This window comes from Kribbella qitaiheensis, from assembly GCF_014217565.1.
In the GTDB taxonomy this organism is placed as follows: domain Bacteria; phylum Actinomycetota; class Actinomycetes; order Propionibacteriales; family Kribbellaceae; genus Kribbella; species Kribbella qitaiheensis_A.
The window spans coordinates 6324988-6351267 of sequence record NZ_CP043661.1; the positions used below are offsets into that span (position 1 = coordinate 6324988).

Below are 26280 nucleotides of genomic sequence, written 5' to 3' on the forward strand. Positions count from 1 at the left end.
AAACCATCGCTCCAATACAGCAACCCTCCAATGTCGTGGCAGGAGCTCGAGTCCAAGCTGTCGAATCGCCGTTCGGCACGGGAGCAACTCGTCAACGACGCTAAGTTCAGTAAAGACGGGGGGTGATTCGCCGGCCTGCGATCGGGCGACATCACTCCATCGACTCCAGAATGCGGTCGAGTGTCCGGCGCCCCATTCTGCTCATCGCCGGATTGCTCTCGACGTAGTACCAGACAACACCCATCGCCTGTTCGAACGCCCATGCCTTGCCGCGCTCCCATTCCAGATCGGCACAGACCAGCGTCCGCCGGAGCACTTCCCGCGGGCCTGGCTGCAACAGGTGCCAGGCGCTGACCAGATCCAGCGCGGGGTCGGCCGGGCCGAAGCCGCCGGTGTCGAGTACGCCGCTGAGCCGGTCGCCCGCGACCAGTACATTGCCGGGAATCAAGTCACCGTGGCTCATCACGTCGGCACCCGTGCGTGGCAACTCCCGAAAGTGGCTCCACACCTGGCGCAGCCGGAGGACGTCGAGCAGCCCCTTACTCTCCTCGAAGCATTTCGCCATCCAATCGTCGTGCTGAGCGAGAACACCGCCACGACCTTCGCCGCCGAAAAGCCGCCCCCCGCGTCTCGGCGTCCCGCAGGGCTGCGATGAAGACAGCAAGGTCCTCGGCAAAAGCGTCCGACCCACTCGGGTCGGCATCAAAGCCGATCGTTCCCGGCAGCCATGTCTGGACCGACCACGGCATGGGGTAACCCGTTCCAGGCTTCCCCAGGGCGACGGGTTCCGGGGCGGGGAACCGAGACACCTGTGCCAGTTCCGCGCTCGCCTGGGCTTCCTGTTCCAGAACCGCCAGCGCCTCGGCAGCATCGGTCAGACGCAGTGGGAAACGCGCAGAGAGGTCGTTCCCGATGCGGAAGATGGCGTTGACCGTCCCGGTCGACGACACGAGTTGGATCGACTTGCCGCTCCACCGAGGGAACTGCTCTTGGATCAAGGTCGCAACGACTTCGGTGGTCACGTCCACTTGATCATCGTGCATGGTCATTCTCGCGGGCCCTTCACTAGTCCAATTCGAAACGCCGGAAGCAGACCAGCACAACTGAGACGACAGCCAGTATTCACACGCCAGGGTCCAGATCAAAGGAGATTTTCGGCCGCCCAGGTGTCTCGTCCGTTGTCGTTGACGCTGAGGTACAGCGTTCCAGTTGACGGCGGGGGTGGATCGACGAGGTTGACCGTGATCGCTCGCCATATTGATGGCTATGGGTTGATCAGGTTTGCGGCTTGGACGTGTGGCGCGAGAGGTCGCGAGGATGATTCAAGTGACGACCTATCGGAGCGACGCCACGTAGCTCGTCTTGGCCCGGAGGGTGCTCTTAGCAGGCAGTGGGGGGCGGCGAAGACGACTCTGGCTCGTCGGCTGACTCGGAGGCACCTGGTGCGGTCCGTGATTTGCTGTGGGATCGCGCGGACACCTTGATCTGGCTGACAGTCAAGACGGCCTGACCACCTCGACGGCGTGATCGGGGGGCCGGCCGCCCGTGCGGCCGGCCCCGGTCTGCTAGCTACGCGTTGGCGCGGCTGGTGTTGATCTCGCCGTTCACGCCGGCGGGGAAGAAGCCGCCCTTGGTGGCCTTCTTCGGTGTCAGGTAGACGACGTTGAGGACCTGGTCGGCGCCCCGGCTGAAGGCGATGCCGTTGGCGTCGGTCGGGATGATGTTGGTCTTGCCCTTGTACGTCGTGCCCTGGTCGAGGTCGGCCTTGCCGTCGAGGCTGTCGCGGGCGTTGGAGATCGCGACAGACGGGACGTCGAGGCCGCGCGCGACGAGCGTCGTACGGATGTTGGCTGCGTGGTAGGCCTCGACCGCGAGGATGCCGGCGGCGGCCTCGAGGTAGGTCTTGTTACTGATCAGCGGCGCTGCGCCCTTGTAGGCGGTGACGCCGACGTCTTCGAAGACGTAGGCGGCGAGGAGGAAGTTGTTCTCGTTGGCGTAGGCATCGAACTTCTGTCCGGGCTTGATCAGCCCGGCCGCGAGTGCCGCTGAGGTGAACGCGGCGTCGATGTCGATCGAGGGACGAGCCACTGCGGCAGCACCGAGAGCCTTGCGCAGGAAGCGCACGTGGGCGAGTTCGTCAGCGGCGATCTCGTCGGCGTAGGCCTTCACGATCTTGGACTGGAACTTGACCTTGCGGCCGCCCTTGACGCCGCCGGGCTTGCCCTTGCCGTAGACATCGGCTCCGGACAGGCCATAGCCCCGTACTGCGCGAAGGTAGAACTCCGCCTCGAGGTACTCCAGGTTGAGGGCGAAGTTCAGTACCGCGCCGTCGCTCGGCTTGGCGTTGTCGTGGTCTTCGTCGTGACCGAGACCGAGATCCAGACCCAGCCCCGAACCGATGGTGTCGGCATTGGCAGCGTTGAACGCGCCACCGGCGAGCAAACCGCCGCCGACCAGTCCGGCTCCGACGCCCGTGGCACCGGCGGCGCGGAGGAACTTGCGCCGATCGACGCCGTTCTCGGAACTCCGATCAATTGCGTGGCGGATGAACAGTTTGTCGAACAATTCAGACTCCAGAATCGAGCTTCCGCCAGGCCGGATGACCGGACGGGCACAGCGAGTCGTCCCAAGAGCGGTTGCCGGCGACCAGCCATCCGGACCCATTCGGCGCCGAGGCATCACCGGATCGGTCCGAACAGCGTGTCGACCGAACGATCTGATGACCTCACGGCTCCGAAGGGATGATGTCCGTGTTGTCGAGGGGAGAGGCTGGCGCATGTATGCACCGGCTCCACTGAAGCGTCAGCTGAACCGTTCGGGGTTGCTTCTCCTCGGGCCTGCCTTTGTTGCCGCGGTTGCCTATGTCGACCCGGGCAACTTCGCTACGAACATCGCCGCCGGTACGACGTACGGCTACCTGCTGTGCTGGGTGGTGGTCGGTGCGAATCTGATGGCGGTACTGATCCAGTACTTGGCGGCCAAGGCGAGCATCGCGACTGGGCGGACGCTCCCACAGTTGTGCCGCGAGCAGTTCAAGCGATCAACCTCTACCGGGCTGTGGGCTCAGGCCGAAGTGGTCGCGATCGCGACCGACCTGGCTGAGGTCGTCGGGGGTGCGATCGCGCTGAACCTGCTGTTCAGGATCCCGCTCCTGCTCGGTGGGGCTGTCACCGGAGCGGTGTCGTTCGCCCTGTTGATGTACCAGTCCAAGCGGGGTCAGCGCCCGTTCGAGGCGGCGATCGTGGGACTTCTGGCGGTCGTGCTGATCGGGTTCGTTGTGTCGACGGTGCAGTCTCACCCGTCGGGCTCGGCCGTGATCGGCGGTCTCGTACCCAGGTTGGACGGAACCGATTCCCTGGTGCTGGCGGCAGGCATGCTCGGCGCGACTGTGATGCCTCACGCGATCTGGCTGCACGGTGCGCTCGTCACGGAGCGGCATGGCAAGACGCTGCGATCGGTGGTCGGCAAGCTGCAGGTTCTGAAGGCCACTCGGCTGGATGTCGGGATCGCGATGGCGCTGGCCGGTGCGGTGAACCTTGCCATGGTGGTGGTCGCGGCTGCTGCGCTCAGGGGGACTGGAGCAGACACTCTTGACGCGGCGTACCACGCCTTTGGCGACAACCTCGGCCGGATGCCGGCGTTGTTGTTCGCCCTCGCGTTGCTAGCGTCCGGTTTCGCATCGTCGTCGGTCGGGACGTACGCCGGGTCGGTGATCCTGGACGGCTTCTGGCGCAAGCACATCCCGCTGGCCGTTCGGCGCTCGATCACCTTGCTCCCTGCTTTGGTGATCCTTGCCCTAGGCATTGATCCGACACGTGCTCTGGTGGTCTCGCAGGTGGTGCTGAGCTTCGGGATTCCGTGCGCGTTGTGGCCGCTGGTCCGGCTCACCGCGTCGCGCCGGGTGATGGGAGAGTTCGTCAACCGTTGGCAGACCACCGCTGCGGCCTGCCTGGTAGCGGCCGCGATCACCACGCTGAACGTAGTATTGATCGTCCTTACTCTCCGCGGCTGAGGTACCTGCGGCGACAAGGTCAGAGCCAGGCAACGAACCGTGACACGCAGAGTGGGCCGGTCCTCCCCCTGGGAGACCGGCCCACTCTGCGAATGAATCAGTAGGTGATCGCGGCAACCACCTTGCCCGGGTCGACGAGGAAGGGTGCGACCGCCTTCAGTACGTCGCCCTTCGCGATGCCCTTCTCGAACGGCCCCTGGTAGACGCCGCCCTCGGCCTTCAGCCCGAGCAGGTTGCCGACGACCGCGGCGTGCCTGGCCTCGACCCCGAAGATGCCGGCCGCTGCCTGAAGGATCATCTTGTCCTTCACGAAGCCGGCCGCACCGAGATAGGCGCCGACCCCCTTGTTCTCGAAGATGTGCGCGGTGGTGAGGTAGCTCTTGCGGCTCTCGAAGGCGCCACCGAAGTCCACCGCCGGTGCGCCGACCGGCGTACCGCCGAGCTTCTGGATCGTTGCCGTCAAGGTCGCCACGTGCGACGCCTCGTCGGCACCGATCTGCATCAGGTACTTCTTCTCCTTGCCGGAGACGAGGTTCGCCTTGTTGCCCTGGCGATAGAACTCGGCCTCCAGATATTCCAGCGTCAACGCATAGTTCAGTACGTCGATGTCGCTGCCGAAGTCCTTGGCGCTGGCCAGGTGAAAGCCGTTGTTCAAGGCACCCAAGGCTACGCCGGCCGGGACCGCGGAAGCATTGGCGTGGATCAGATCACGGGTCGTGTCAGTCATCGAACTCCTCCTCTACTTCGCGATGAACGGCATGGCGGCCTGGAGTACCGGCCCCATCGCCAGATGGGCTTCGATCGGTGCCGGGAACGGGTTCCCGCCGGTGATCTGGGCGATGATCGCGGCGTGCCGCGACTCCACCCCGGCGATAGACGCGGCGGCACCGAGCAGGTCAGGGCTCTTCACCAGCGGCACCTGACCGTGGTACGCCTTCACACCGAGCTCCTCGAAGACGCCCGCGGTCTTCAGGAACGAGGCCCGGCTGGCGAACGTACCGGCCGGGAACTTGACCTTCGGCTGCGCGACGGGCTTGCCGCCGAGCTGGACGATGGTGGACCGGACCACGTTCACGTGATCGGCTTCGTGCTGCTGGATCGGATCGACCAGGTCCAGGTCGCGACCCTTCAGCAGCTTCGCCTTCAATCCAGCGGTGTAGAACGCGGACTCCAGATATTCCAGGGTCAGCGCGTAGTTGAGGATGTCCAGATCGCTGGCATTGGCGTCGTTCTTGGCGAAGCCGCGGTCCGCGGTGCCGAACGCGACCGGGTCACCGGCGCGGGTCGCGACGTACGTCACACCCACGCCGATCAGAGCCGCGTTGCGCAGGAAACTCCGCCGGCTGTGCTCGTCGGCGAATTCGAGGACCGGACGGCCTCCGAAGATTGTCTTGATACCCATGAACTCTCCTTGAGTGAACGCTCAGACAGCGCGCGCCTCGACGACGATGCGCTGGAAATGAGCGGTGATGGGGTTGCAGGCGAACAGGGTGATCACCTTGTCGCCCGATTTGGTGGGCTGGCGGAGGACGAACTTCACGTACTCCGCCTGCGGCACGATGGTGGTCTTGAAGACCTTGTACGTCGTGCTCTTCGCGCCAACGGTCACCTTGATCGGGTCACCGGCGCGAAGCCTGTCGAGGTAGAGGAAAGGTTTCTCGTTCGTACTGCGATGACCGCTGATCACGCTGTTGCCAGGACCACCCGGCAGCGGCGTACCGGGCCAGTGACCGACTCCGTGAACCAGCGCGGCCTCGTCGACCCCGTTGTTCAGCTGCTGATCCACACCCAGCTTGGGAATCGCCAGCCGGCCGAGTTTGAGTTGCTCGCCGGGCTTGGCCTTGATCGCCTCGATCGGCACCCCGGCCGCCGGATTACCCTCACCCGGCGCGAACTGCGACTCGACCGGCTTGCCGTTGCGGATCTGGTCGAGCATCCGGTTCACCAGGGCGTCGGGCTCGGCCGCCTCAGACTCGCCCGCGGCAGGCTCGGATACCTTGCCTGGCGGAGTTCCCACGGTTGGTGCCGCGCCTACTTGGTCGCCGTCCGGGCCGAACACGACGACACCCACCGCGACCAGGGCTACGAAGCCGATACTCGCAGCCAGCCACCGATACAGCGGTTTCCAGGACTTCATACTGCCGACCATCTCCTCACCGCGCTGTTGATCAGCAGGCCTTCGGAGGCCTCGCGCCGGCGGATGGCTGACGCGGCAGAGAAATTGGCAGAGAGGGGCTGACCCATCTCTGGGGTGGGTGGCTCCGAAGACCGTGTTGTCAATCAAGGAACAGGAGATGTCATGGTTCCCGAACTCGGTATGCCTCAGGGCGCGGAGTGGCTCGTCATCCTCGCGATCGTGGTTTTGCTTTTCGGCTCGGCCAAGCTGCCGGCGTTGGTCAAGCAGCTCGGCAAGTCGAAGAAGATCTGGGAAGACGAGATCGGCTCCCACAGCAAGAAGACAGGCGGTGAGCTCGGCGAAGAAGCGGACCCGGCGGAGCGCAGTACGAAACTCTTCAGCTCGGCCGACTCTCAGTCAGACCATCGCAGCTAAGACCTGATGAGCGTCGAACAACTCAACTCCGTGGAGGAATCCGGAGCCGGGAGGATGACCCTGCGTGAGCACATCATCGAGCTCCGGAACCGGTTGCTCATCAGTGTGCTCGCCATCGTCGTGTGCACCGTCGGCGCCTGGTTCATCTATCACCGGGCCTTCATCTTCCTGACCGATCCGTTCTACGAGAGCGTCCGGCAGCTGAATCCTGGGGCCGGTGAGACCAAGCCGATCCTGACTTTGGCGGGGGTCGGCGATGCGTTGACGTTCCAGATCAAGGTGTCGGCGTTGATCGGTCTGGTGTTGTCGGGGCCGATCTGGCTTTATCAGTTGTGGGCGTTCATCGCGCCTGGGTTGCATCGGAGTGAGAAGAAGTGGGCGATCCTGTTCGCGGCGATCGCCGCGCCGTTGTTCGCCGGCGGGATGGCGGTCGCGTACTGGACGCTGCCGAAGGGCATCGCGATTCTGATCAGCTTCACTCCGGATGCGGTGCAGAACCTGGTTGAGGTGCCGCATTATCTGGATTTCGTGATCCGGACGATGCTGGTGTTCGGGATCGCGTTTTTGATCCCGTTGGTGGTGGTTTTGCTGAATATGGTCGGGTTGGTGCCGGCGTCGGCGTTGAGTAAGTTCCGGCCGTACATCATCTTGGTGATTTTCGTTTTCGCCGCGGTCGCGACTCCGTCTGGTGATCCGTTCACGATGTGTCTGCTGGCTATTCCGATGTGCCTGCTGTTCTTTGTCGCCGAGGTGATCTGCCGGATCAACGACAGGCGCCGCTCGCGCAAGACCGAGGAGGTCTGAACCGTGCTCGACATCGGTCTTCCCGAAATGCTGGTGATCGCAGTGATCGCGATAGTTGTCCTTGGCCCCGACCGGTTGCCCGAGTTCGTCCGTACTGCGGCCCGCTTGCTGAACCAGGTGCGCGGTATGGCCGCCAACGCGCAGAAGGATCTGCGCGACGAACTAGGGCCGGAGTTCGCCGACCTCGACGTCCGCGAACTCAACCCCCGAACCTTCATCCGCAAGCATCTGCTGGAAGGGACGGAGCGTGAGGCCACGGCCGACGCAGTAAGGAAAACGACTCCGACGTTCCCGTCGCCCTACGACCACGAAGCAACCTGAACGCGCCTAGCGTGATGGGAACCAGCCATCCCTACCGTCGATGACTGCCTGTCCGCCGGGTACTGCGAAACCCGGCGCTCTCGGAGGAGGCCGCTCTTGAGGTGGTGGTCGAGGCTTTGGCGGACTGCGCAGGAGACCTCTGGAGGTTGTCTCGCCGCCATCCGCGGTAAGGCACTCAGGAGCATCCCAAGAACGGCGGCGAGACACCCGACCGACCAGTGTGAGGCCTCCGGTCGATCAGGATCATGAGCCGCGCAGCCGGAGCCGCCGCGGCGAGTCGGCGTCAGCGAGCGTACGCACCCGATGGCCGACGCATCGTTGCGGCACCAGGCCAGTGGTCGGCTTCCCGAGCCTTCGATCTAGCGGCTCAGGCCGCTGGGGACAACGCTGCCAGCTGTTCGCGCAGGTCGGCGAGAAGTTTGGTCAGCAGCCGCGAGACCTGCATCTGGCTGACGCCGATGTCTTTGCCGATGTCGGCTTGGGTCCAGCCCTCGATGAACCGCAGTTCGAGCAGCCGCCGGTCGCGGGGAGCCAGATCCTCGAGGAGCGGGTTGAGCATGTCTACCGCCTCCAACTGCTCGACATAGGAGTCGTCGGTGGCGCGGAGGGTGTCGCTCAACGGCAACTCTTCTCCGCCTTCGTGGTAGCCGTTGGGGCGATCCAGGGACAGCACGTTGAAACACCCCCGGGCGGCCAGTGCCTGCTCGACCTCGGCGACCGGGACATTGGTCCGTCCCGCGATCTCTTCATGGCTGGGTTCTCGGCCTAATTCCTGTTCCAGCGCCGGCAGCGCGGCGGCGATTGTTCCCTGCAGTTCCTGAAGCCGGCGCGGGATCCGCACAGTCCAGCTGCAATCGCGGAAGTAGCGTTTGATCTCGCCGCGGATTGTGGGGACGGCGAACCCTATGAACGGGGTGCCATCGTCAAGACGAAAGCCGCGCACGGCTTTCAGTAACCCGAGGTAGGCGACCTGTTCCAGATCGTCGTCTTCGGGGCCCCGGTTGCGGAACCGCCGCGCGATCCCGCGGGCGATTTCGATGTTCAGTTCCACAGCTTGCTCGAGCAGGCGCTGACGCTGCGTCTCGTCCGTACAGTCGACTCTGGCTTGCAGTAGCTGTCTGGTCGCGGCTTCGCGGCGGGCCCGGTCTTGCGGGGACGAGCAGTTGAGCGGGATCTGCTGGAGGCTGGTGATCTCGGTAATAACCATTGCATGACCTCGCGACGGGAGTCACGGCGTGGCACACCCTTGAACCACGGTCATCGACTTGCTGCATCGAACCGTACCCCCGACTCCAGGAACTCATGCCAAACTTATGCAACGAGGTGCCCGGCGACCGGGCAATGACCGGCGGGCCATCGGCATTCCGCTGGCGCTGCTGGCCGTCGGCGTTGTGGTCTGCCTGGCCGCCGCGTTCCTCGTCGGAGTTCGCCGGCCAGTACAACCACGCCACCGGTGTCCGCAAGGTCACCCGCGACACCTACCGCGTCGACGCCAAGGGCTCGGCCGGCTCCAGCGCGGTCTGGGGACGGTTCACCCCGACCCGGTGAGCATGATCCCGCACCCGCGGTACCGCGGCGTTCGTGAACGTGATGGTGGCCAGCTACCGCGTCGGACGCTCGAGGGTGATTGTGCTGAGGGCGTTCATGGTGCGCCTTTTAGATCGGGTTGGCTGGGGACGATGGAGCGGTTCACGGACGGCGGAACAGGCGGCTGATCATCCGGTAGATCGCGAATTGGCTGCTGGCGAAGTAGTGGTGCTTGGGTAGGTCGTCGGTGACGTTCTGGACGCGTAGCCGGTAGTAGATGTGTCGCTGTACCGGTGGCAGGGCGTCTTGGTGTTCGAAGTTGCCGCTGGGGATGAACACCATTCCGGCCGATCCGCCGATGGTCTCGATGAACGGCTGGCCGCATTCGTCGCAGCGGCCGCGGTTGAGCCTCGCGCACTTGGCGAAGCGCCCCTTGTCGGGATTCCCGAAGCGCGAGCCACGCCCGTGGGCGAAGCCGGGAGGTAGCACCTTCGGGTTGTTGAAGGTGGCGTGCTCTGCGTGGATCACGATGTTCTTGGCCCGGACGAAGGTCACATCGGTAGCGGGCTTGCCCATGAATTGCTGGCAGTACAGGCAGTGGCAGTAGAAGCGCTGCATGGGGACGCCGGCCTTCACCTCGAAGGTGTTCGCGCCGCAGGTGCACGAGCCTCGCGTCACGGTTGCAGCTGTGGAGTTGGTGGTCATGAGTCTGGGTCCGTTCTGTGCGGTCGTGGTGATCGGGGACGGCGGAGGTCGGCTACGTGTTCAGCGGAGGAAGAAGTTGAGGAGGGCGTCGGCACGCCGTCCGAACGGCGCCTGCAGGAGGGTGATGCTGTTCCAGCGGCCCTGCACGTAGATGCCCTTGGGGTGGCTGAGGGTGCGGAAGCCCTCGATCCCGTGGTATTTGCCCATGCCGCTCTCGCCGACACCGCCGAACGGAAGGTCGTCCTGGCCGACGTGCATGATCGTGCCGTTCACGGTGACGTTGCCGGACGTCGTACGGTCGAGCACCTTGCGCCGGTCCGCGTCCTTGCCGCCGAAGTAGTAGAGCGCGAGTGGGCGCGGTCGAGCGTTCACGTAGTCGATGGCGTCATCGATGTCGCGGTAGGGGAAGATCGGCAGGATCGGCCCGAAGATCTCTTCGTGGGCGATCCGCATGTCGTCGGTGACACCGAGCACGACAGTGGGCGCGAACGTGTGTGGGCGCTGGGTGGCATCCTCCGGCCGGTGTCCGACCTCGATGATCAGTGCGCCATGTGCGCGGGCGTCCTCGACCAGGTCGAGGAGGATCGAGTACTGCTTGTCGTTGACGATCGAGGTGTAGTCCTTGCTCGTCGGGCCGTCCGGGTAGGCGGTTTTCACCAGCCTGTCGTAGGTGTTGACGAAGGTGTCGATCTCGGACTCGTGCACCAATGCGTAGTCCGGGGCGATGCAGGTCTGTCCACCGCTGAGCAGTTTCCCGAAGACGATGGAGGACACGGCCCGGTCGTGCACGTGGCCCTTGGCAACGATCGTCGGAGACTTTCCGCCGAGCTCGAGGGTGACCGGGACGAGGCTCTCGCTCGCGGCCTTCATCACCGACCGGCCGACTGCAGAGCTGCCGGTGAAGACCAGGTGATCGAACGGGAGCGAGGAGAATGCCGCTCCGTCGCCGTTGACGACGGTGACCTGATCTTCACCGAAGATCTCGGCGACCATGGACGCGAGCTCGGCATTGGTCGCGGGCGAGAACTTCGATGGCTTGAGCATGACGCGGTTGCCTGCGGCGATGGCGGTGACGACCGGCATCAGCGACAGGTTCACGGGGTAGTTCCACGGTGAGATGACGCCCACCACACCGAGTGGCTGGTACTCGATGTGGTTGCTGCCTGCACGCTGGTGCAGGGCGATGTGGCGGCGGGCCGGCCGCAGGAAACGGCGCAGGTTGCGGACGAGGTAGTCGATGCCCTGGACGACACCCAGAATTTCCATCATCGCGGTCTCGTGGCGTGAGCGGTTGCCGAAGTCGGTGTTGATGGCGGCCTCGATGGCCTCGCGGCGGGAGAGCAGCGCGGCCTTGAACTTCTTCAGGTCGCTGCGCCGTTGGGTCAATGATGGCGCGCCGTCGCGCAGATAGGCAGCGCGCTGAACGGTGAGGATGTCGCTGAAGCGTTCCCGGTCGGATTGTCCGGCCGAGGTGGGGTTGGCTTTGGTGGTGGTAGGCACGGGAGTGCTCCTCGATCAGTGGTTGGGACTGTTGCTGGGGGAGGCAGAACCCCGGTGGGAGTGCGTCAGGCGCCGCGCATGGCACGTCGCTGGGTGGCACCCATGAACCGGACGACCTGGCGGCGAGGCAGGAACTTGCTGGCCATGGCTATCGGCCGGCCGTTGGTGATCACGGAGGGTGGGCTTGAGCGACGGTCGAGGGTCTTCAGGGCGATCCGGACGACCTCGTGAGGGGTTACGCGCTTGGCGCCGTAGTCGGCGGATTGGCTGCCGGCGGCGTCGTAGAACTCGGTCTCGATCGCGCCGGGGCTGACGGCCAGGACGTGTAGGCCGGTGCCGCGGGTCTCTTCCCACAGTGCTTCGGTGAAGTTGAGGACGAAGGCCTTCGTGGCGCCGTAGACACCGAGGTACGGCGTGGGCTGGAAGCCGAGCAGGCTGGCGACGTTGATCAGCACGCCGTTGCCGGCCGCCGTCAGCGGGCCGATGAACGCTCTGCTGAGGTCGACCAGGGCGCCGACGTTCAGCGCGATCATGTCCTGCAGCCGGTCCGGGTCCTCGTCCGGGAAGGCGTTGTGGGTGCCGAAGCCCGCGTTGTTGACCAGCCCGGTCGCGTGGATGCCCCGGGACTCCAGCTCGGCGCGGAGGCTACGACCGGCGTCGGGCAGCCCGAGATCGCGAGCGATCACGGTCACGGCGACACCATGGGTGCGGGTCAGCTCCTCGGCCAGGGTCTCGAGCCGGTCGGCGCGACGGGCGACGAGCACGAGGTTCGAGCCACGGGCGGCGAGCTGGCGGGCGAACTCGGCGCCGAGACCTGAGCTCGCTCCTGTGACGACGATGGTCTGGTTGCGGTAATCAATGGTGGTCATGGCGACACTATATGCACGATGATGCACTGAGTGCAAGAGATTACATCGAATGAACTCCTGTACCATGGGTGCATGACTCAGAAGGTGACGCCCATCCGGGAGCAGACGCGCGCCGTGGTCCGCTCGCTGCTCGCGCGCACGGCCCTGGAGTTGTTCGCCGCCAAGGGCTACGACAACACGACGGTCGAGGAGGTAGCGGCCGCGGCGGGCGTCTCCAGGCGCACGCTGTTCAACTACTTCCGTAACAAGGAGGACCTGGCGCTCAGCAGCCTGTCCGAGCAAGGCGAGCTGATCGCCGCGCGATTCGCCGAGCGGCCGGCCGACGAGGGTGCTTGGGAGTCGCTGCGTGCCGCGTTCCAGGTCCTCCTGGAGATCGAGATGTCCGCGGATGACCGGCTCGAGATCACGACGCTCCTTTTCGGCAACGAATCGCTGCGCGCCGGGCACGCGGAGAAGCAGGCGCGCTGGCAGGACCTGCTCGCGCCATTGATCGAGCCGCGACTGCCGGCCTCCCAGCATCGCGTCCTCGAGGCGCGCGCGATCGCGGCAGCCGGGATCACCTGCCTGCAGGCCGCGAACGAGGAGTGGGTGCGGCTGCGCGGGAGCGTCGACATCGCCGAGCTCTACGACATCGCCGTGCAGGCGGTCCGCCGTCGCTGAGGCTCTGCTCAAGAGCAATCGCGGGGATGTCGCTCTTCGGCCCGACCCGCCGCGCTCCTTGGGAGCCGCCGGTCAGTGAGGTCCGGCCGCGGCCGGACCTCAGCAGCGGCTCGAAGCTCTCCTGCGCCACTCGCAATATCTGTGGTGGCCGGATTAGACATTGCTGGATGGCGTGTGTAGTGTTCCTCGTGTTGACAGAGAAGCACAGCGAAGCTGACGTGGACAGCTAACGTCCTGTCCCAGAATGTGATTGTGATGTACGCACGACGGCGGACTCCGCCGGGCCGATCAGTGAAGGGGCTCGGGTTTCACGCCAGGATCCGGTCAGAGTCGCTGGAGCCAGTGGTCGGAAAGGGCTCCAGGTTTGACGGATGCAAGCAGCAGTTGCAGTTCGCAGTTGAAGTCTGTAGTCGCAGTAGGTAGTTCGTAGTTGTAGTCGCGGTTCCGTATCCGTAGTAGCAGTTCGCAGTTGATGGTGCAGTTTCGTAGTTGCAGTAGCTGTTTGTAGTTGCAGTAGTGGTAGGTAGTTGTGGTTCGAGAGAAGGGAAGGGATTACACCGTCGGATCGCCCGCCAGTGCCAGTACTTCGCCGGGCGGGTGCCGTGGTTCCATCGGATTGGAAGGTGGTCTTCGGTTACGCATTCAGCGATCCCCGCAGTGACAGCCTTCACGTGGCGTCCTGCGGATCTGTAAGACCGGCCTCACGGCTGGTAGATGGTGACAATCCCAACCCCTTGGGCCCCGGTGCTTCGGCACCGGGGCCCTTCGGCATGGAGGTGCGATGACCCCAACCGGCACTTGGAGACTCTGATGGGGTCAGCCTCGGCCCGCTGGCCGGCCAGTTTCGACGATGACTGTCCGGCGTTCACGATGGGCCGGGGCCGCCGAAGCCCTGCGTATCAACGACCAGCGACAAGGACAGGCCTAGCAACCCGCGACGGGGACCTGCTGAGGCTTCAACCCCGCGTTGCGGACTTCGGCAACGTGCTGCGGGGCGGCGGTTAGTGCACTACTGGGAACACGAGATGGGTGACGCGGTCTCCCTGGACGCAGACTGATGGGTTGCCGAGTAGTACGTCGTCAGCCGAGAGCTTGCCGAAGAAGGGGCGGTTGCCTTCGCCCATCAGGACCGGGACGAGGTCGACGGCCACTTCGTCGAGCAGCCCGAGGTCCAGGCATTGCCGGGCGATGGTGCCACCGCTGACCGCGACGTCGCGGTCGCCGGCGAGGGTCTGTGCATGAGCGATTGCGGCCGCTACGCCGTCGGTCACGAAGGTGAACGGTGCCTCGGGGTGTGCCTCGATCCAGTCGGTGGGGACCCTGTGCGTCACGACGACGACGGGGACGTCGAGTGTGTGGCGACCCTGCCAGCCCTCGGCCACCTCGAACAGTGTCCGGCCGCAAACCAGTGCGCCGAGTGAGGCCACCCACCGCCGCCAGTGTTCCGAGCTCGGCGGGGTCAGGTGGACAGCGAAGTCCTCAGCGGGAGTTGGGATCTCGACCTCGCCGTTTTGCAGCCAGTCGAACAACCGGCCGATGGTGTTGTCCTGCTTTGCGACGTACCCGTCGAGCGACATGATCGCCTGCGCGACTACCTTGCCCATGGTGCCTCCACTTTCTCAGGTGTGTTGTGGCCGGTAGATGTGAACCACGGTGCCGCTGGGAAACGGCAGGGCCTCGATGAGGTTCAGGTGCCTGGAGTCTGGCAGTTGGTCGAACAGGGCCTGTCCTGTTCCGAGCACCAAGGGCTGGACGAGGAGGCGGTATTCGTCGATCAGGTCGGCCGCGGCCAGAGCGCCGGCGAACCGTGCACCGCCCCACACGATCACGTCCGCGCCGGGTTCGGCCTTGATCGCGGCGATCTCGGTCGCGAGGTCGCCCCGCGCGACCCGGGTGACCGGCCAGGTCGCCTCTGCGTCGCTGAGCGTCTTGGAGAACACGACCTTGGGGATGTCGTTCATCGGGGTCGCGTACTCGTCGTCCGACTGCGGCCAGTACGACGACATCTCCTGGTACGACGTGCGGCCCATGAGGTGGGCGCCGGCCTTGCTGATCCGGTCGAGTTTCCACTGCTTGAGTTCGGCGTCGGGGATCGCGGTCCCGGGGTGCTCACGGTCGCTGCCGACGAACCCGTCCAGCGACATCGACATGTACAGAATGACGTTTCGCATGACCTATCTCTCCTCTGTCTTGTTCCCGTCGGGCCGACGGTCGTCGAACAGCTTCCCGAACCCTCGTACGGTCACCGGTGCTCCGGCGTGCTGGAGGACGGACCACAGGAGGACCTGGTTCGCCTGCAGAACGAGGCGTCCGGTCCGGGACTCCAAATGGTGGATGGCGCGAGCGGCTCGCAAGCCGTTCCCGCCGATGAATACTGCTTCGGCGCGGTGGCGGAGGTGCTGCGCGACCCACTCGACGACCATGGCCGGCTGGACTTGATCCGGGTCGTCGGGAAGGGCTGCCAGCCGAGCATCGACGACCTCGAAGCCCTGGCTGCGGAAGTACTCCGCGCCGAGCTCGTTGAGCGAGGACCCGAACCACGGCGGGTGGACGAGGCTGATGCGCTTGACCTGTCGGGATCGCAGCGCCGACACCGCTGACAGGGAGGTGGCGCACACCGGCACGTCCCACCGCTCCCGGAGTCGCCTGACGAGCGCGGACTCCTCGTCGTAGCCCAAGGCGTACCCCGAGCCCGTCGACGCGAAGGCGAGCACGTCCACGGCAGGCAGCAGCGCTGAAGCCTCCTCGTCGAGGGCCGTCGCGCCCGCCTGTGCCCGAAGGCCGTCCGGTGAGGTCGACGCGGCGTCACGAGAAGAACAGGACATCGCGTTCCGGGTCCTCGAGACCTCAACGCGGACCTGCCCCGGCGCCATGTCCGGCATCTCGGTCTCCGGACCAGGCGCCGCGTGGGGTGTGAGTACGCCCACCGTGAACACCTTGTCGAAGTCCATGCCCCGACCCTCGCAGGGTGAGCGGGCGCCATCAAGATCGAGTTGCTGCACGCGATGCGTAGCATCGCTTCACGATGCCGGGACGTTGAGTTGCGTGAGCTGCGCTTGTTCCTGGTGCTCGCCGAGGAGCTGCACGCCGAGCTCGTCCCCGCGGTGGCGGGCCTCGCCGTATCCCGCAACTGATGGTTGTGTTGCATGGCCTGCAGCCTGAACCTGCTCGACGCCTCCGGCTATTCACCTCCAGTCGATGACGGTGCGGTAGACCGCCTCGAAGCAGTGGTCCCGAGCCGGACCACCTGGAGCCAACTGAGCCTAAGGTCTTGGTCATGAGTGAACGTGTTTTCGTCCCGGACGACTTCGTTGCGCCGATCGAGTTTGCCGGACCGGGGTTCCGGCTCGAGCCGCTCGGCCCGCAGCACAACGTCTCCGATCACGCGGCCTGGAGTGGCAGCATCGAATACATCCGGGCGACCGCCGAGATGGGCAACTGGCCGCCGGTGGAGGGGTTGTCGCTGGAGAAGAACCTGGCCGACCTCGACCGCCATGCCGCCGATTTCGCGGCTCGCCGCGGCTTCACCTACACGGTGCTGGAGCCGGGGACGAGCACGGTCATCGGGTGTGTGTACATCTACCCGGCCAAGGAAGCGGAGTACGACGCTCGTCTCAACACCTGGGTGCGAGCCGATCGGGCCGAGTTGGACGAGGTTCTGCACCGAACCGTCGTGGACTGGATCAGCACCTGGCCGCTAGGCACGCTGCGGCATCGGTGAGGCGAGTTGACCCACTCCCGCCATGTACTACGCGCTCGTCAACGGCGCCCCCGCCATCCTCTTCGTGGTCGGCGACCAGGTCGTCGGCGCCGTGACGTTCGACGTCGCCGACGGCAGGATCGCGACCGTGCGCGGCATCGCCGCCCCCACCCGCCTCGCCCGCCTCATCGAAGCCTGGCGGCAGCACGAACCGGACAGGCCACTCATCACTCACTGGTAATGCGGATGCTGCGCGAACACGACGACAGGCCGCCGGGGATGGTAATTCCGGTGCAGCGATGAACTGCGAGCCCTAGATTGTGTGGATGAACCTTTCGCAGCTCGGCGCGCCGATCGGGCCGGTGATCCGCGTCCACGGTGGGTTCGCCAACCGGATGTACCGGCTCGACACCGACCAGGGGTCGTTCGCGGTGAAGGAGTTGAACCTCGTCGACCGCCGCTGGACCTACCGCGTCGAGGACGTGTTCAGGTTCGAGCGGGCGGCCTTCGCTGCCGGCATACCGATGCCAGAGCCGATCTCGGCCGACCACCAAACGCTTGTCCACCGATGGGTCGAGGGGGAGAAGGTGCCGGAAGCGCCGGTGTCGGCGGCGTACGCGTTCGAGGTCGGTGAGATCCTCGCGCGCATCCACGCGCTCGACGTCGAGTGGACCCACGGGTCGATCGAGGACCCGGCCTCACGGGACTGGCCCGAGCTTGCCGAGCGGGCGGCGGCGACCGGACAGCCGTGGGCCGACGAACTCGCCTCCCGCGTCGAGATGTTCCTCGCGATTGCCCACTTCGTCGACAGCTGCCAACGGCCGGGCCCCGTCGTGCTGACCCACAAGGACATCCAACCGTGGAACCTGCTCGCTCGAGACGGCCGGCCGGTGGTGCTCGACTGGGAGCTCTCGGGGAGGCTCGACCTGTCCGGTGAGCTCGGCTCGACCGCGCTGAGTCTCGCGAAGGGACCTGGCTTCGACAACATCGAGCCCACCATCTTCCGCTCGGTCCTCGACGGCTACGTCGCAGCAGGCGGAGTGCTGCCACCGTCGGGTCCAAGCTGGTTCGTGTTCATGATCGGCGGCTGGCTGGGGCACACGAGGTGGAACATTCTCCGCTGCCTCGCCGGTGTCGAGGCGAGCACCGGCCCTGACCTCGCGCTGTCGCACGAGTCCGTGCGCAACGGCGTACGCGGCCTCCCCGACCTGTTCGGCCGACTTCCGGAACTCGAGACGCTGCTCGTGTGACAGGTACTGGCGGTCTGGTCAGAATGTGGCGATCGGGTTGACTGGGCTGCCGGAGGTGCCGGCGAAGCGGACTGGGGCGACGGCTAGGTGGAAGTCCCACTGGTTGAGCTCGGCAGCTGTTGTTGCGCAGGCCTCGAGGTCGCAGTTGTCGAGTAGCCATAGGCCCATCGCGACGAGGCTTACGGCGTGGACCGGCATCAATATGTCTTCGTAGCCTGACGGCTGGACGTCTTGGGGGGTGTCGGCGGCGATCAGCGCGACCTGCCGTTCATGTAGCCACGGCAGGCAGGACGCGTGCCAGCCGGCCTGCGTGAAACCGCCGGCATCGCCGGCCTCGTGCCGGGCGCGGCCGTAGCCGGTCCGCAGGAGTACCGCGTCGCCGGGCCGCACCTGCACACCTTGGCACCGCTCGGCCTCTTCGAGATCTTCGGGGAACACACCCTGGCCCGGTTCGAGCCACGGCACGTGGCGGGCCCTCGCGATGTCGAGCAGGACGCCACGCGTGACGATGCCGTTCGCCGCTGCCGTGACAGCCGCCCAGGCCGATCCCGTTGCGGCGTCGACCAGCGAGTGCGACCGCCCGTTGTACATCGTGCCGTCCCAGAAGATGTGGCACGGCGAGTCGATGTGGGTGATCGTGTTGCCGTGGAACATGATGCCGAGTCGCTCGTTCGAGAAGCCCCAGCGGCGGTCGTTGCGGAAGGCGGCCACCGGCATGTTCTCGGCACCCGGCATGTCGGCGGCGCACGGGCACGTCGTTGTCGAGCGCTCCATTTCTTCCGGTACGGCGACCTCCCAGGCGCACGACACGCTCCTGCCGTGGCGCACGGCCCGTGCCGCCGCCAGCCGGACGTCGTCGGTGATGTGGTTCAGAGTGCCGCGCTCGTCGTCGTCGCCCCACCGTCCCCAGTTCGACAGCGTGTCGAAGTACCTGAGCACTTCGTCCTGTGTGGGTAGCGATCGCCCTGCCGTCATCCCAGCATCAACTCCTCGTCTCGCGGCTCAACAGCACTTACGCAGCGACCGGTTCCGTCCTCATTCCTCTCCTTGTTGGCGATCAGCGGGAACGCGAACAGCAGGGTACGTGCGCATGTCAGGCAGTCTCGGCAACGCCGCCTCATCGGCCCGGCACGCGCGACCCTGTAGCCGAGCCGTCAGGACTTGTTCCCAGCTCTACGGAGCGCAGATGGTTTGTGGACCGCGGTACCCCAACGGACGGAGGAGAACAGCGAAACTTATGCAGAGGTTCTGCGCGCCGGCGATCGGGTACCGAACGCCAATGACGAACCTCTCACGCCGCACGGTCACGGGACTGCTTGCCGGCGGCATCATTGTTTTCGCCGCGATCTGGGGCGTAGTGGTGCTGTGGTCGCCGTCGGTTGCCGGGGTGCTCGAGGTCGCTCCCGCCATCTCCGCGACCGACAGCCCACCCGTGAGTCCTGGCGTCGGATCTGCGGCGACGCCGAACCCGGAGCCGAGCGGATCGGCAGACGGAGACCGCGACGACTGGTCGGGCATCGGCTGGCTCGGATTCGGACTACTGATCCCGGTGGTGGTCGTGGGCGGCGTCATTCTTGCCAAGCGCCGCGCGAGAGCGACCCCGGACGACCCGCGGCCCGCCGACCCGCGCCGGACACCCGGCCTTCCCTGAGTGGTCCCTAGTCTCTCGGTACTCGCAGCGATCGTCAGTGGTTCCTACCACCTGCGTCTACTCGGCCATCCCCAGTTCTGCGCGCTCCCAGACGCGGTGACAGCCGATGGCTGCGAACAGTTCGGTGGTGTAGGGCTTGGCCATCGACTCGGCGAGAAGAATGCCGGGCGCGGTCGTGTCGATGCCGGCCGCTGTGAGGACCTGGTCCCCGTTGCCCCAGGCACCGATGACCTTGCAGTGCCGGAAGAGTTCGCCGAGTAGGACGGTCAGTTTGATGTTCTTGAGGTCGGGGTTGCCTGCCGCGACCACCAAAGCGTCGTACTCGATGGAGCGGCTGGTCAGGAGAGTCCGCTCGACGGTTTGCGTGGAGCGCGCCGTCTTGATGGTGCCGCCGGCAGGAGCGAGCAACCGGAGTACAGCGCCTTGCGCTTCGACCGCGCGGCGAAGCTTGTTGATGCCGGCCAGATCGGCGCCGTCAGCGGCGACGACGCCGATGACCCGTCCCGCGATCGGTCCAGGCACCGTGATGATCTGGGACAGGGCAGGAGAGGTGACGGCAGCCGCCGTCGGTGCTCCGCCCGGGGCCGCGAGTCCGAGACCTTTCGCGACTGCGCTGCAGAGGTCGGTGTCGACGTTGGCCAGTACGCCGAGCATTCGCTCGCGGATCGGCTGTTCGAAGCACTTACCGAGCTCGAAGGTGAAGGCCTCGATGATGTGGCTGCGCTCGACCTCGGTCATGCTGGCCCAGAACAGGGTGGCTTGGGAGAAGTGGTCGGAGAAGGATGCCGGGCTCTCGCGCACCTTCGGGCCACTGACCTCGCGAGGTACGTGAACGAAGGCGCCTTCGCTCGCCTCGGCGGGTACGGGTTCCCCTTCCTGGCCGAGACTGTTCGGCAAGTACGGAGCCACGCCGTGGGGCACCGCGGTCTGGTGCATGCCATCACGCAGGTTGTCGTTGACTGCCGCGTGCGGGCAGTTGATCGGCAACTGGGTGAAGTTCGGGCCGCCGAGCCGGGTGAGTTGGGTGTCCAGGTAGGAGAACAGGCGGGCCTGCATCAGCGGATCGTCGGTCACCTCGATACCCGGTACCAGGTTCCCGGTGTGGAAGGCGACCTGCTCGGTTTCGGCGAAGTAGTTCGTCGGATTCCGGTCAAGGGTCAGTTTGCCGACGAGCTGGACCTCGCACAGCTCCTCCGGAACGATCTTCGTCGGGTCGAGCAGGTCGAGGCCTTCGAAGGTCTGGTCGACCGAGTCGGGCATGATCTGCAGACCGAGTTCGTACTCGAACGGTGCACCGGCATCGATGCCGTCGGCCAGATCGCGGCGGTGGAAATCCGGGTCGACGCCGGCGGCGATCTGAGCTTCCTCCCAGACGAGCGAGTGGACGCCGGCGATGGGCTTCCAATGGAACTTGACCAGACACGTCTCGCCGTCGGCGCTGACGAGGCGGAACGTATGGACCCCGAAACCCTCCATGGTCCGGAAGGAGCGCGGGATCCCACGGTCGGACATCGCCCACATCACGTGGTGGGTCGCCTCGGTGTGCAGCGAGACGAAATCCCAGAACGTGTCGTGAGCGCTCTGTGCCTGCGGAATCTCCCGGTCCGGGTGTGGTTTCGCGGCGTGGATGACGTCGGGGAACTTGATGCCGTCCTGGATGAAGAAGACGGGCATGTTGTTGCCGACAAGGTCGAAATTGCCTTCGTCGGTGTAGAACTTGACCGCGAACCCCCGCACGTCTCGAACGGTGTCCGCCGAGCCACGAGAACCGAGTACGGTCGAGAACCGGACGAAGACCGGGGTTTCCCGACCGCGTTGCAGGAACCCGGCCTTCGTCGCGGACGCGGCGTTGCCGTAGGCGGTGAAGGTGCCGTGGGCAGCCGCTCCGCGGGCATGGACCACCCGCTCGGGGATCCGTTCGTGGTCGAAATGGGTGATCTTCTCGCGCAGATGGAAGTCGTCCATCAGGCTGGGGCCGCGAGGACCGGCCTTCAGCGAGTGATCCGTGTCCGGAAGACGCACCCCCTGGGCAGTGGTGAGCAGAGCGCTGGTCTGCAGCCGGCCCTTCGCCGCCTCGACCGGACGGTCGTCGGGCCGCTGCGCAGGAGCGATCGGCTCCGTCGTGAACCCGCGAGAAGTGCCGGAAGTCTTGCGTTTCGGGGGCATGACCCTCCTCCAGAGTGGTGTTGTCGATCGCCGGTACCCCGGCATCACACATCGGGGAAAGCGCCATACCTGTTCTCGCTCGTGCACAACTTGGTACGCGGCGGGCGACCGTTGCCGATTCACGCTCGCCGGCGCGGGTACCGGCGGCCACATGAAGGCACTGACTTGGCAGGGTAAAAGGAAGATCGAGTATTCAGAGGTGCCGGATCCGGTGATCCAGGAGCCGACCGACGCCATCATCGAGGTGACGTCGACCGGTATCTGTGGGTCCGACCTGCACCTCTACGAGGTGATGGCGCCCTATCTGGAGCCGGGCGATGTGCTTGGGCACGAGCCGATGGGGGTCGTGATCGAGACAGGCTCCGCGGTGACGAATCTGAAGGCGGGGGACCGGGTCGTCATTCCGTTCGGAATCGCGTGCGGCCATTGCTTCATGTGCGACCGGGGTCTGCAGTCTCAGTGTGAGACCACTCAGGTCCGCGAGGAGGGCATGGGCGCAGCCCTGTTCGGATACACCAGGTTGTACGGACAGGTGCCGGGCGGCCAGGCGGAGTACCTGCGGGTGCCGCAGGCGCAGTACGGGCCGATCATCGTTCCTGCGGGTCCAGCTGACGATCGCTTCGTCTTCCTCTCCGATGTCCTGCCGACCGCCTGGCAGGCAGTCGAGTACGCCGGTGTGCCGGACGGTGGGACCCTGGCTGTCATCGGTCTCGGGCCCATCGGGGACATGGCGGCCAGGATCGGGCTGCACCGCGGGCATCGAGTGATCGGGATCGATCTGGTGCCTGAGCGCTTGAAGCGTGCCCAGGAACGCGGCGTGGAGGTGCTCGAGTACTCCGGCGACGTGGCTGAGCAGGTGCGTCAGCTCACCGACGGCCGTGGCGCGGACTCCGTCATCGATGCCGTCGGAATGGAGGCGCACGGGTCGCCGAAGGCGCAGGCCGCGCACAAACTGGTCGGTCTGATGCCGGACGCTCTGGCGGAGAAGATGATGCAGACGATCGGGGTCGATCGTCTCGCGGCGCTCTACCTGGCGATCGAACTCGCCAGGCGTGGCGGGACCGTCTCCTTGAGCGGCGTGTACGGCGGTGCGGCCGACCCGTTGCCGATGATGACGATGTTCGACAAGCAGCTCCAGCTCAGGATGGGACAGGGCAACGTCCGGCGCTGGGTGGATGACATCCTGCCGCTGTTGACCGATGACGACCCGCTGGGTGTCGATGGATTCGCAACGCATCGACTGCCGCTGAGCGAAGGGCCGGCGGCGTACGAGATGTTCCAGAAGAAGCAGGACGGTGCGGTGAAGGTGCTGTTGACGCCGTGACGGGGGCTGTCGTCGTCACCGGCGCCTCGAGCGGCATCGGGCTCGCGACCGCCAGAGCCTTTGCCAGGCAGGGCGCTCGGCTGGTGCTTGCGGCCCGCTCGATCGACAGCCTCGCTGTCGCTGAGAAGCTCTGCGTCGGTGACGGCGGCGAGGTTCTGGTCGTCCCGACGGATGTGGCGGATGCCGATCAGGTCGACGAGTTGATGGCGGCTGCGGAGCGACGATTCGGCAGCATCGATGTCGTCGTCCATGCCGCGGCAGTCCTCGCGTACGGCCGGTTCGAGGACGTTCCGGCCGGCATCTTCAATCAGGTGGTGACGGTCAACGTCCAAGGCACGGCCAACGTCGGCCGATCGGCGTTGCGCGCCTTCCGTCGCCGAAACGGCGGCACGCTGATCGTGGTCGGATCCCTGCTCGGCACGATCGCGACGCCGTACCTGAGCTCCTATGTCACCAGCAAGTGGGCGATCCACGGACTGACCCGCTGCTGGCAGATCGAAGTCAGATCCGACCCGGGAATCGAGGTCTCGCTCGTCTGGCCGGGGTCGGTGAACACACCTGCCTACTCGCAGGCGGCGAACTATGCCGGCCGGATCGGCCGTCCGCCGCCTCCGGTAGACCCACCAGAGAAAGTCGCACGGCGAATCCTGCGCCTGGCCGACCGACCGAAGCGGTCAGCATCTGTCGGCGTGGCAAACAAACTCACCCGGTTCGGGTTTCGCCGTCTGCCGGCCGTCTTCGACATGCTGGTGACTCCGCTGATGAAGGCAGGAGCACTGTCGCGCGATGAGATCGGCGCGCATCCGGGCAACGTGATGGTGCCCCTGCCGGTGGGGGATGGGGAGTACGGGCGCTGGGGCCGACATTGGCTGCGACCATTGACCGGAGCGGCGCTGGCCGCCGCGGCGGTGACCGTTGGCAGGAAGGCGATTCGCCGCTAGCGGGCGTGGAAGAGGGCGGCGCGAGCCGCGTTGGAACCACACGCGCCATGTACTCCGCCCCCCGGGTGGGCCGATGCTGACGCGAGGTACAGCGACTTGATGGCGGTCTCGGCCCGTCCGAAGCCCGGCATCGGCCGGAGGAAGAGTTCTTGCCTCAGGCCCGCGGTTCCGCCGTTGACGGCTCCGCCGACCAGATTCGCGTTGCGCCGCTCGAGTTCTCCGGGGCTGAGGATCCGGCGGCCGATGATCCGGTCCGTGAAGCCAGGGGCGTACTCCTCGACCCGTGCTTCCATTCGCTCGGCAAACGCCTCGGCCTCGGCGGTGTCCCACTCACCTGTGAGCCGGCCGCCGGCATCCCCTCGGGTGGCATGCGGTACGTGGGTATAGGCCCAGGCCGACTCGGTGCCCGCTGGAGAGCGGCTCGGATCTGCCGTCGTCATCTGCCCCATCAACAGAAACGGCCGGTCCGGAATCCAGTCGGCGGCGAGTTGGGCGGACCATCGGCGCAGGTCCTGGACAGAATCGGCGATATGGGCGGTGCCCGGGGCAAGAGCGGGGGCGTCCCGCCAGGGTATCGACGAGCTGAGTGCCCAATCGACTTTGACGGTACCGGGATCCCACTTGAAGAGCCGAAGCCGTTGCCGCACGTGGGAAGGGAGATCCTGCTGACGGATGAGCTCGCTGTAGAGCGCGGGAGCCGAGACATCCGCAAGCACAGCACGGCCGACCGGATACTCCGTGCCGTCGACAGTCCGTACTGCGACCGCCCGGCCGCCGCGAACCACGATCTGATCGACTCGTGCCTGGCAGACGATCGAGCCACCCCGCGAAGTGAAACGGTCGGCCATGGCCTGCGACAGCCGGCCGGCCCCGCCACGGGGAACGGGATAGCCGTACTGCTGCGCGATCATGACCAGCAACCAGCCCATAAAACCCGAGCCCCAGGAGGTCGGAGCGATATCCGCGTGCTGAGAGTTGGTGGCCAGGAGCAACTTCGCGGCCTCGCCGGCGAATCTCTTGTCGGTGGCTGAGCCAACCGGACTGATGAGGAGTTGCAGCCGCTTCAGTCCTCTCGGACCCAGGAGGTGCCGGACCAGGTCGATCCCCGCGCGGACAGGCGGAAACGGGGTGAGCAGGGCTTGGGTGATCGCCGGACCGACGCGCTCCCAGTCGGAGTACAGGTCGAGCCAGGCTTGGCCGTCTCCCGGAGTTTGGGCGTCAAGGGCGGCCGCGGTGTCGGCCGGATCGGGATGAACGAGCGCCCACCCGCCGGTACGCAAAGGGTTGCCGACCGGGGAAGGTGCGTTGGACCATTCCAGGCCGTACTCGTCGAGGTGCAATGCCTTGATGGTGGGAGACACCGCGGCGAGTGGGTAGAACGAACTGAACGTGTCATGCACGAAGTCGGCATCAACGTCGGTCGAACTGCGGACAGCGCCACCGATCGCGTCGTTCGCCTCGAGAAGAACCACATCCCAGCCGGCGTCGACCAAGAGGTTCGCCGCGACCAGCCCATTGGGCCCGGCACCGACGACCACTGCATCACTCACTGGCTCTGCCTTCGGTAGCTCAGGAACTGTTGGTCCAGCCGGTACCCGGCCCCGATCTGCTCAACCGTCGCCTCGATCGGGAGTGCGATCCCGACCCTCGCCGGGTCCGGCCCCGCCTGGCTGACCACCCGAATCAAGCAAGCAGCACCCCAAGCGCTGATCGGCGGCAAAGTGATGACGACGATTCGGTGACCGAATGCCGGGCATGATCGCCGATCGGATTGAAGGAGAGCGAAAGTGGGCACCAAGGGGTGACTTGTCTGGCAGTAGGCGGGTCTCGGCCGTCGCGTGACCGCAGGAGGTCCGGATGACCAGGGTTGGTGTCGAATCCCGTCGCTTTGTTGTGGTGGCGCCCTCGTTCGCAGAACAGGTTCGGGTTGAGGTCGCAGACGGTTACGTGCGGGTGGTGGTGACCGGGCCGTTGGACGCCGACGCCGCGGCGACGGCTCGCGAAATGCTGCTGGAAACCGGCGAGCTGAGGGTCCGGGCGATCGTCCTGGATCTCGATCTGGTCGATCGGTTGGACGATCGCCAAGCGCTGATACACCTGTTGGACCTCGCCGAGAGACGGTGCTGGTCGGCCCGCTGCGGCCTCCAGGTGACCGCCAAGCACCCCGATGTCGTCGAAGCTCTCGCCGCTGCCGGCCTGTGAACCGTCGACAGGTGGTTGGAGTATCGGCGCGAGCTTCCGGTGATTGGAAGCCGGACGCGCGGGAACCGGTCGGCCCTGTCGACAACTGAGGAGCTGG

General features: G+C 65.8%; 30 protein-coding genes. 14 read left to right on the top strand and 16 right to left on the bottom strand.

Features of this window, described 5'->3' with window-relative positions; all coding sequences use genetic code 11:
- Positions 1 to 151: 151 nt before the first annotated feature.
- The 3 genes from F1D05_RS42275 to F1D05_RS30190 form a co-directional block, all read right to left on the bottom strand.
- Complete coding sequence (locus tag F1D05_RS42275; protein ID WP_206685885.1) at positions 152 to 565, bottom strand: phosphotransferase; 414 nt, start codon at positions 563 to 565, stop codon at positions 152 to 154.
- Positions 540 to 1028, bottom strand: a complete 489-nt coding sequence (locus tag F1D05_RS42280; RefSeq protein ID WP_206685886.1) for a phosphotransferase — start codon at positions 1026 to 1028, stop codon at positions 540 to 542. Before F1D05_RS42280 ends, F1D05_RS42275 begins: the two co-directional genes overlap by 26 nt.
- Before the next feature lie 541 nt (positions 1029 to 1569).
- A complete protein-coding gene (locus F1D05_RS30190) occupies positions 1570 to 2565 on the bottom strand; it encodes a ferritin-like domain-containing protein (protein ID WP_185443792.1) in 996 nt (331 codons plus the stop codon).
- A gap of 211 nt (positions 2566 to 2776) precedes the next feature.
- Between F1D05_RS30190 and F1D05_RS30195 the strand changes: the two genes are divergently transcribed.
- The gene (locus F1D05_RS30195; RefSeq protein WP_185443793.1) at positions 2777 to 4012 is read left to right on the top strand and encodes an Nramp family divalent metal transporter; all 1236 of its coding nucleotides are present in this window, start codon (positions 2777 to 2779) and stop codon (positions 4010 to 4012) included.
- Positions 4013 to 4109: 97 nt separating this feature from the next.
- Here F1D05_RS30195 and F1D05_RS30200 read toward each other — a convergent pair whose 3' ends face one another.
- The 3 genes from F1D05_RS30200 to F1D05_RS30210 are packed head-to-tail and all read right to left on the bottom strand — an operon-like array spanning position 4110 to position 6149.
- The gene (locus F1D05_RS30200) at positions 4110 to 4739 is read right to left on the bottom strand and encodes a ferritin-like domain-containing protein (protein WP_185443794.1); all 630 of its coding nucleotides are present in this window, start codon (positions 4737 to 4739) and stop codon (positions 4110 to 4112) included.
- Between the two features lie 12 nt (positions 4740 to 4751).
- Entirely contained in the window at positions 4752 to 5414 is a 663-nt protein-coding gene (locus tag F1D05_RS30205; RefSeq protein ID WP_185443795.1) for a ferritin-like domain-containing protein, read from the bottom strand.
- Between the two features lie 21 nt (positions 5415 to 5435).
- Positions 5436 to 6149 carry a class E sortase gene (locus F1D05_RS30210; protein WP_185443796.1) on the bottom strand — a complete coding sequence of 238 codons (714 nt, stop codon included), beginning with the start codon at positions 6147 to 6149 and terminating at the stop codon, positions 5436 to 5438.
- Between the two features lie 162 nt (positions 6150 to 6311).
- Here F1D05_RS30210 and F1D05_RS30215 point away from each other — a divergent pair, with 162 nt between their 5' ends.
- The 3 genes from F1D05_RS30215 to F1D05_RS30225 are packed head-to-tail and all read left to right on the top strand — an operon-like array spanning position 6312 to position 7688.
- Positions 6312 to 6563: a twin-arginine translocase TatA/TatE family subunit gene (locus F1D05_RS30215; protein ID WP_185443797.1), complete on the top strand. Its 252-nt coding sequence runs from the start codon at positions 6312 to 6314 to the stop codon at positions 6561 to 6563.
- A gap of 6 nt (positions 6564 to 6569) precedes the next feature.
- Positions 6570 to 7367: a twin-arginine translocase subunit TatC gene (tatC, locus tag F1D05_RS30220; protein ID WP_246486093.1), complete on the top strand. Its 798-nt coding sequence runs from the start codon at positions 6570 to 6572 to the stop codon at positions 7365 to 7367.
- Between the two features lie 3 nt (positions 7368 to 7370).
- Positions 7371 to 7688, top strand: coding sequence for a sec-independent translocase (locus F1D05_RS30225; protein ID WP_185443798.1), 318 nt, complete (start codon positions 7371 to 7373; stop codon positions 7686 to 7688).
- A 367-nt stretch (positions 7689 to 8055) separates the two neighbouring features.
- On the opposite strand, the gene F1D05_RS30230 is transcribed toward F1D05_RS30225, so the two are convergent.
- A complete protein-coding gene (locus tag F1D05_RS30230) occupies positions 8056 to 8895 on the bottom strand; it encodes a sigma-70 family RNA polymerase sigma factor (protein ID WP_185443799.1) in 840 nt (279 codons plus the stop codon).
- A gap of 95 nt (positions 8896 to 8990) precedes the next feature.
- Between F1D05_RS30230 and F1D05_RS30235 the strand changes: the two genes are divergently transcribed.
- The gene (locus tag F1D05_RS30235; protein ID WP_185443800.1) at positions 8991 to 9236 is read left to right on the top strand and encodes a hypothetical protein; all 246 of its coding nucleotides are present in this window, start codon (positions 8991 to 8993) and stop codon (positions 9234 to 9236) included.
- Positions 9237 to 9377: 141 nt separating this feature from the next.
- On the opposite strand, the gene F1D05_RS30240 is transcribed toward F1D05_RS30235, so the two are convergent.
- The 3 genes from F1D05_RS30240 to F1D05_RS30250 form a co-directional block, all read right to left on the bottom strand.
- Complete coding sequence (locus F1D05_RS30240; RefSeq protein ID WP_185443801.1) at positions 9378 to 9920, bottom strand: GFA family protein; 543 nt, start codon at positions 9918 to 9920, stop codon at positions 9378 to 9380.
- 60 nt (positions 9921 to 9980) lie between these two features.
- The gene (locus tag F1D05_RS30245) at positions 9981 to 11420 is read right to left on the bottom strand and encodes a coniferyl aldehyde dehydrogenase (protein ID WP_185443802.1); all 1440 of its coding nucleotides are present in this window, start codon (positions 11418 to 11420) and stop codon (positions 9981 to 9983) included.
- Positions 11421 to 11485: 65 nt separating this feature from the next.
- On the bottom strand, positions 11486 to 12289 hold the full coding sequence (locus tag F1D05_RS30250; RefSeq protein ID WP_185443803.1) for an SDR family NAD(P)-dependent oxidoreductase: 804 nt from the start codon (positions 12287 to 12289) through the stop codon (positions 11486 to 11488).
- A 72-nt stretch (positions 12290 to 12361) separates the two neighbouring features.
- Here F1D05_RS30250 and F1D05_RS30255 point away from each other — a divergent pair, with 72 nt between their 5' ends.
- Positions 12362 to 12949 (top strand): TetR/AcrR family transcriptional regulator, encoded by a 588-nt coding sequence (locus tag F1D05_RS30255; protein ID WP_185443804.1) that lies wholly within the window; start codon positions 12362 to 12364, stop codon positions 12947 to 12949.
- Between the two features lie 1001 nt (positions 12950 to 13950).
- Here F1D05_RS30255 and F1D05_RS30260 read toward each other — a convergent pair.
- From F1D05_RS30260 to F1D05_RS30270, 3 genes are read right to left on the bottom strand one after another with little or no spacing between them, the layout of a single operon-like run.
- Positions 13951 to 14553 (bottom strand): dihydrofolate reductase family protein, encoded by a 603-nt coding sequence (locus F1D05_RS30260; RefSeq protein WP_185443805.1) that lies wholly within the window; start codon positions 14551 to 14553, stop codon positions 13951 to 13953.
- Positions 14554 to 14568: 15 nt separating this feature from the next.
- Positions 14569 to 15120, bottom strand: a complete 552-nt coding sequence (locus tag F1D05_RS30265) for a dihydrofolate reductase family protein (protein ID WP_185443806.1) — start codon at positions 15118 to 15120, stop codon at positions 14569 to 14571.
- 3 nt (positions 15121 to 15123) lie between these two features.
- Positions 15124 to 15900, bottom strand: coding sequence for a maleate cis-trans isomerase family protein (locus tag F1D05_RS30270; protein ID WP_185443807.1), 777 nt, complete (start codon positions 15898 to 15900; stop codon positions 15124 to 15126).
- Positions 15901 to 15954: 54 nt separating this feature from the next.
- Between F1D05_RS30270 and F1D05_RS42285 the strand changes: the two genes are divergently transcribed.
- From F1D05_RS42285 to F1D05_RS30285, 4 genes are all read left to right on the top strand, one after another.
- The gene (locus F1D05_RS42285; RefSeq protein ID WP_281388792.1) at positions 15955 to 16083 is read left to right on the top strand and encodes a hypothetical protein; all 129 of its coding nucleotides are present in this window, start codon (positions 15955 to 15957) and stop codon (positions 16081 to 16083) included.
- A gap of 143 nt (positions 16084 to 16226) precedes the next feature.
- On the top strand, positions 16227 to 16670 hold the full coding sequence (locus tag F1D05_RS30275) for an N-acetyltransferase (RefSeq protein WP_185443808.1): 444 nt from the start codon (positions 16227 to 16229) through the stop codon (positions 16668 to 16670).
- A 22-nt stretch (positions 16671 to 16692) separates the two neighbouring features.
- On the top strand, positions 16693 to 16890 hold the full coding sequence (locus F1D05_RS30280) for a hypothetical protein (RefSeq protein WP_206685887.1): 198 nt from the start codon (positions 16693 to 16695) through the stop codon (positions 16888 to 16890).
- Positions 16891 to 16975: 85 nt separating this feature from the next.
- A complete protein-coding gene (locus F1D05_RS30285; protein WP_185443809.1) occupies positions 16976 to 17899 on the top strand; it encodes a phosphotransferase family protein in 924 nt (307 codons plus the stop codon).
- A gap of 18 nt (positions 17900 to 17917) precedes the next feature.
- Here F1D05_RS30285 and F1D05_RS30290 read toward each other — a convergent pair whose 3' ends face one another.
- Positions 17918 to 18874, bottom strand: a complete 957-nt coding sequence (locus F1D05_RS30290) for a cyclase family protein (RefSeq protein ID WP_185443810.1) — start codon at positions 18872 to 18874, stop codon at positions 17918 to 17920.
- 304 nt (positions 18875 to 19178) lie between these two features.
- On the opposite strand from F1D05_RS30290, the gene F1D05_RS30295 reads away from it, so the two are divergent.
- Positions 19179 to 19550, top strand: coding sequence for a hypothetical protein (locus tag F1D05_RS30295; RefSeq protein WP_185443811.1), 372 nt, complete (start codon positions 19179 to 19181; stop codon positions 19548 to 19550).
- A 57-nt stretch (positions 19551 to 19607) separates the two neighbouring features.
- On the opposite strand, the gene F1D05_RS30300 is transcribed toward F1D05_RS30295, so the two are convergent.
- The gene (locus F1D05_RS30300; protein ID WP_185443812.1) at positions 19608 to 21716 is read right to left on the bottom strand and encodes a catalase; all 2109 of its coding nucleotides are present in this window, start codon (positions 21714 to 21716) and stop codon (positions 19608 to 19610) included.
- A 151-nt stretch (positions 21717 to 21867) separates the two neighbouring features.
- Here F1D05_RS30300 and F1D05_RS30305 point away from each other — a divergent pair, with 151 nt between their 5' ends.
- Both F1D05_RS30305 and F1D05_RS30310 read left to right on the top strand, forming a co-directional pair.
- Entirely contained in the window at positions 21868 to 23040 is a 1173-nt protein-coding gene (locus tag F1D05_RS30305) for a zinc-dependent alcohol dehydrogenase (RefSeq protein WP_185443813.1), read from the top strand.
- Positions 23037 to 23981 (top strand): SDR family NAD(P)-dependent oxidoreductase, encoded by a 945-nt coding sequence (locus tag F1D05_RS30310; protein WP_185443814.1) that lies wholly within the window; start codon positions 23037 to 23039, stop codon positions 23979 to 23981. Before F1D05_RS30305 ends, F1D05_RS30310 begins: the two co-directional genes overlap by 4 nt.
- Here the strand turns inward: F1D05_RS30310 and F1D05_RS30315 are convergent.
- Positions 23978 to 25531: a phytoene desaturase family protein gene (locus F1D05_RS30315; RefSeq protein ID WP_185443815.1), complete on the bottom strand. Its 1554-nt coding sequence runs from the start codon at positions 25529 to 25531 to the stop codon at positions 23978 to 23980. The two genes, F1D05_RS30310 and F1D05_RS30315, sit on opposite strands and share 4 nt — an antisense overlap.
- A 307-nt stretch (positions 25532 to 25838) precedes the next feature.
- Here F1D05_RS30315 and F1D05_RS30320 point away from each other — a divergent pair, with 307 nt between their 5' ends.
- A complete protein-coding gene (locus tag F1D05_RS30320) occupies positions 25839 to 26183 on the top strand; it encodes a hypothetical protein (RefSeq protein ID WP_185443816.1) in 345 nt (114 codons plus the stop codon).
- Positions 26184 to 26280 lie beyond the last annotated feature (97 nt).

Excerpts from the sequence above, each read along its gene's own strand:
- F1D05_RS30270 (WP_185443807.1), bottom strand. The coding sequence starts at position 15,900 with ATGGACTTCGACAAGGTGTTCACGGTGGGCGTACTCACACCCCACGCG.
- F1D05_RS30250 (WP_185443803.1), bottom strand. The coding sequence starts at position 12,289 with ATGACCACCATTGATTACCGCAACCAGACCATCGTCGTCACAGGAGCG.
- F1D05_RS42275 (WP_206685885.1), bottom strand. The coding sequence starts at position 565 with ATGGCGAAATGCTTCGAGGAGAGTAAGGGGCTGCTCGACGTCCTCCGG.
- F1D05_RS30205 (WP_185443795.1), bottom strand. The coding sequence starts at position 5,414 with ATGGGTATCAAGACAATCTTCGGAGGCCGTCCGGTCCTCGAATTCGCC.
- F1D05_RS30290 (WP_185443810.1), bottom strand. The coding sequence starts at position 18,874 with ATGACGGCAGGGCGATCGCTACCCACACAGGACGAAGTGCTCAGGTAC.
- F1D05_RS30265 (WP_185443806.1), bottom strand. The coding sequence starts at position 15,120 with ATGCGAAACGTCATTCTGTACATGTCGATGTCGCTGGACGGGTTCGTC.
- F1D05_RS30240 (WP_185443801.1), bottom strand. The coding sequence starts at position 9,920 with ATGACCACCAACTCCACAGCTGCAACCGTGACGCGAGGCTCGTGCACC.
- F1D05_RS30215 (WP_185443797.1), top strand. The coding sequence starts at position 6,312 with ATGGTTCCCGAACTCGGTATGCCTCAGGGCGCGGAGTGGCTCGTCATC.
- F1D05_RS30320 (WP_185443816.1), top strand. The coding sequence starts at position 25,839 with ATGACCAGGGTTGGTGTCGAATCCCGTCGCTTTGTTGTGGTGGCGCCC.
- F1D05_RS30285 (WP_185443809.1), top strand. The coding sequence starts at position 16,976 with ATGAACCTTTCGCAGCTCGGCGCGCCGATCGGGCCGGTGATCCGCGTC.
- F1D05_RS30230 (WP_185443799.1), bottom strand. The coding sequence starts at position 8,895 with ATGGTTATTACCGAGATCACCAGCCTCCAGCAGATCCCGCTCAACTGC.
- F1D05_RS30210 (WP_185443796.1), bottom strand. The coding sequence starts at position 6,149 with ATGAAGTCCTGGAAACCGCTGTATCGGTGGCTGGCTGCGAGTATCGGC.
- F1D05_RS30275 (WP_185443808.1), top strand. The coding sequence starts at position 16,227 with ATGAGTGAACGTGTTTTCGTCCCGGACGACTTCGTTGCGCCGATCGAG.
- F1D05_RS30235 (WP_185443800.1), top strand. The coding sequence starts at position 8,991 with ATGCCAAACTTATGCAACGAGGTGCCCGGCGACCGGGCAATGACCGGC.
- F1D05_RS30260 (WP_185443805.1), bottom strand. The coding sequence starts at position 14,553 with ATGGGCAAGGTAGTCGCGCAGGCGATCATGTCGCTCGACGGGTACGTC.
- tatC (WP_246486093.1), top strand. The coding sequence starts at position 6,570 with ATGAGCGTCGAACAACTCAACTCCGTGGAGGAATCCGGAGCCGGGAGG.
- F1D05_RS30280 (WP_206685887.1), top strand. The coding sequence starts at position 16,693 with ATGTACTACGCGCTCGTCAACGGCGCCCCCGCCATCCTCTTCGTGGTC.
- F1D05_RS30200 (WP_185443794.1), bottom strand. The coding sequence starts at position 4,739 with ATGACTGACACGACCCGTGATCTGATCCACGCCAATGCTTCCGCGGTC.
- F1D05_RS30255 (WP_185443804.1), top strand. The coding sequence starts at position 12,362 with ATGACTCAGAAGGTGACGCCCATCCGGGAGCAGACGCGCGCCGTGGTC.
- F1D05_RS42285 (WP_281388792.1), top strand. The coding sequence starts at position 15,955 with ATGCGTAGCATCGCTTCACGATGCCGGGACGTTGAGTTGCGTGAGCTG.
- F1D05_RS30195 (WP_185443793.1), top strand. The coding sequence starts at position 2,777 with ATGTATGCACCGGCTCCACTGAAGCGTCAGCTGAACCGTTCGGGGTTG.
- F1D05_RS30305 (WP_185443813.1), top strand. The coding sequence starts at position 21,868 with ATGAAGGCACTGACTTGGCAGGGTAAAAGGAAGATCGAGTATTCAGAG.
- F1D05_RS30295 (WP_185443811.1), top strand. The coding sequence starts at position 19,179 with ATGACGAACCTCTCACGCCGCACGGTCACGGGACTGCTTGCCGGCGGC.
- F1D05_RS30300 (WP_185443812.1), bottom strand. The coding sequence starts at position 21,716 with ATGCCCCCGAAACGCAAGACTTCCGGCACTTCTCGCGGGTTCACGACG.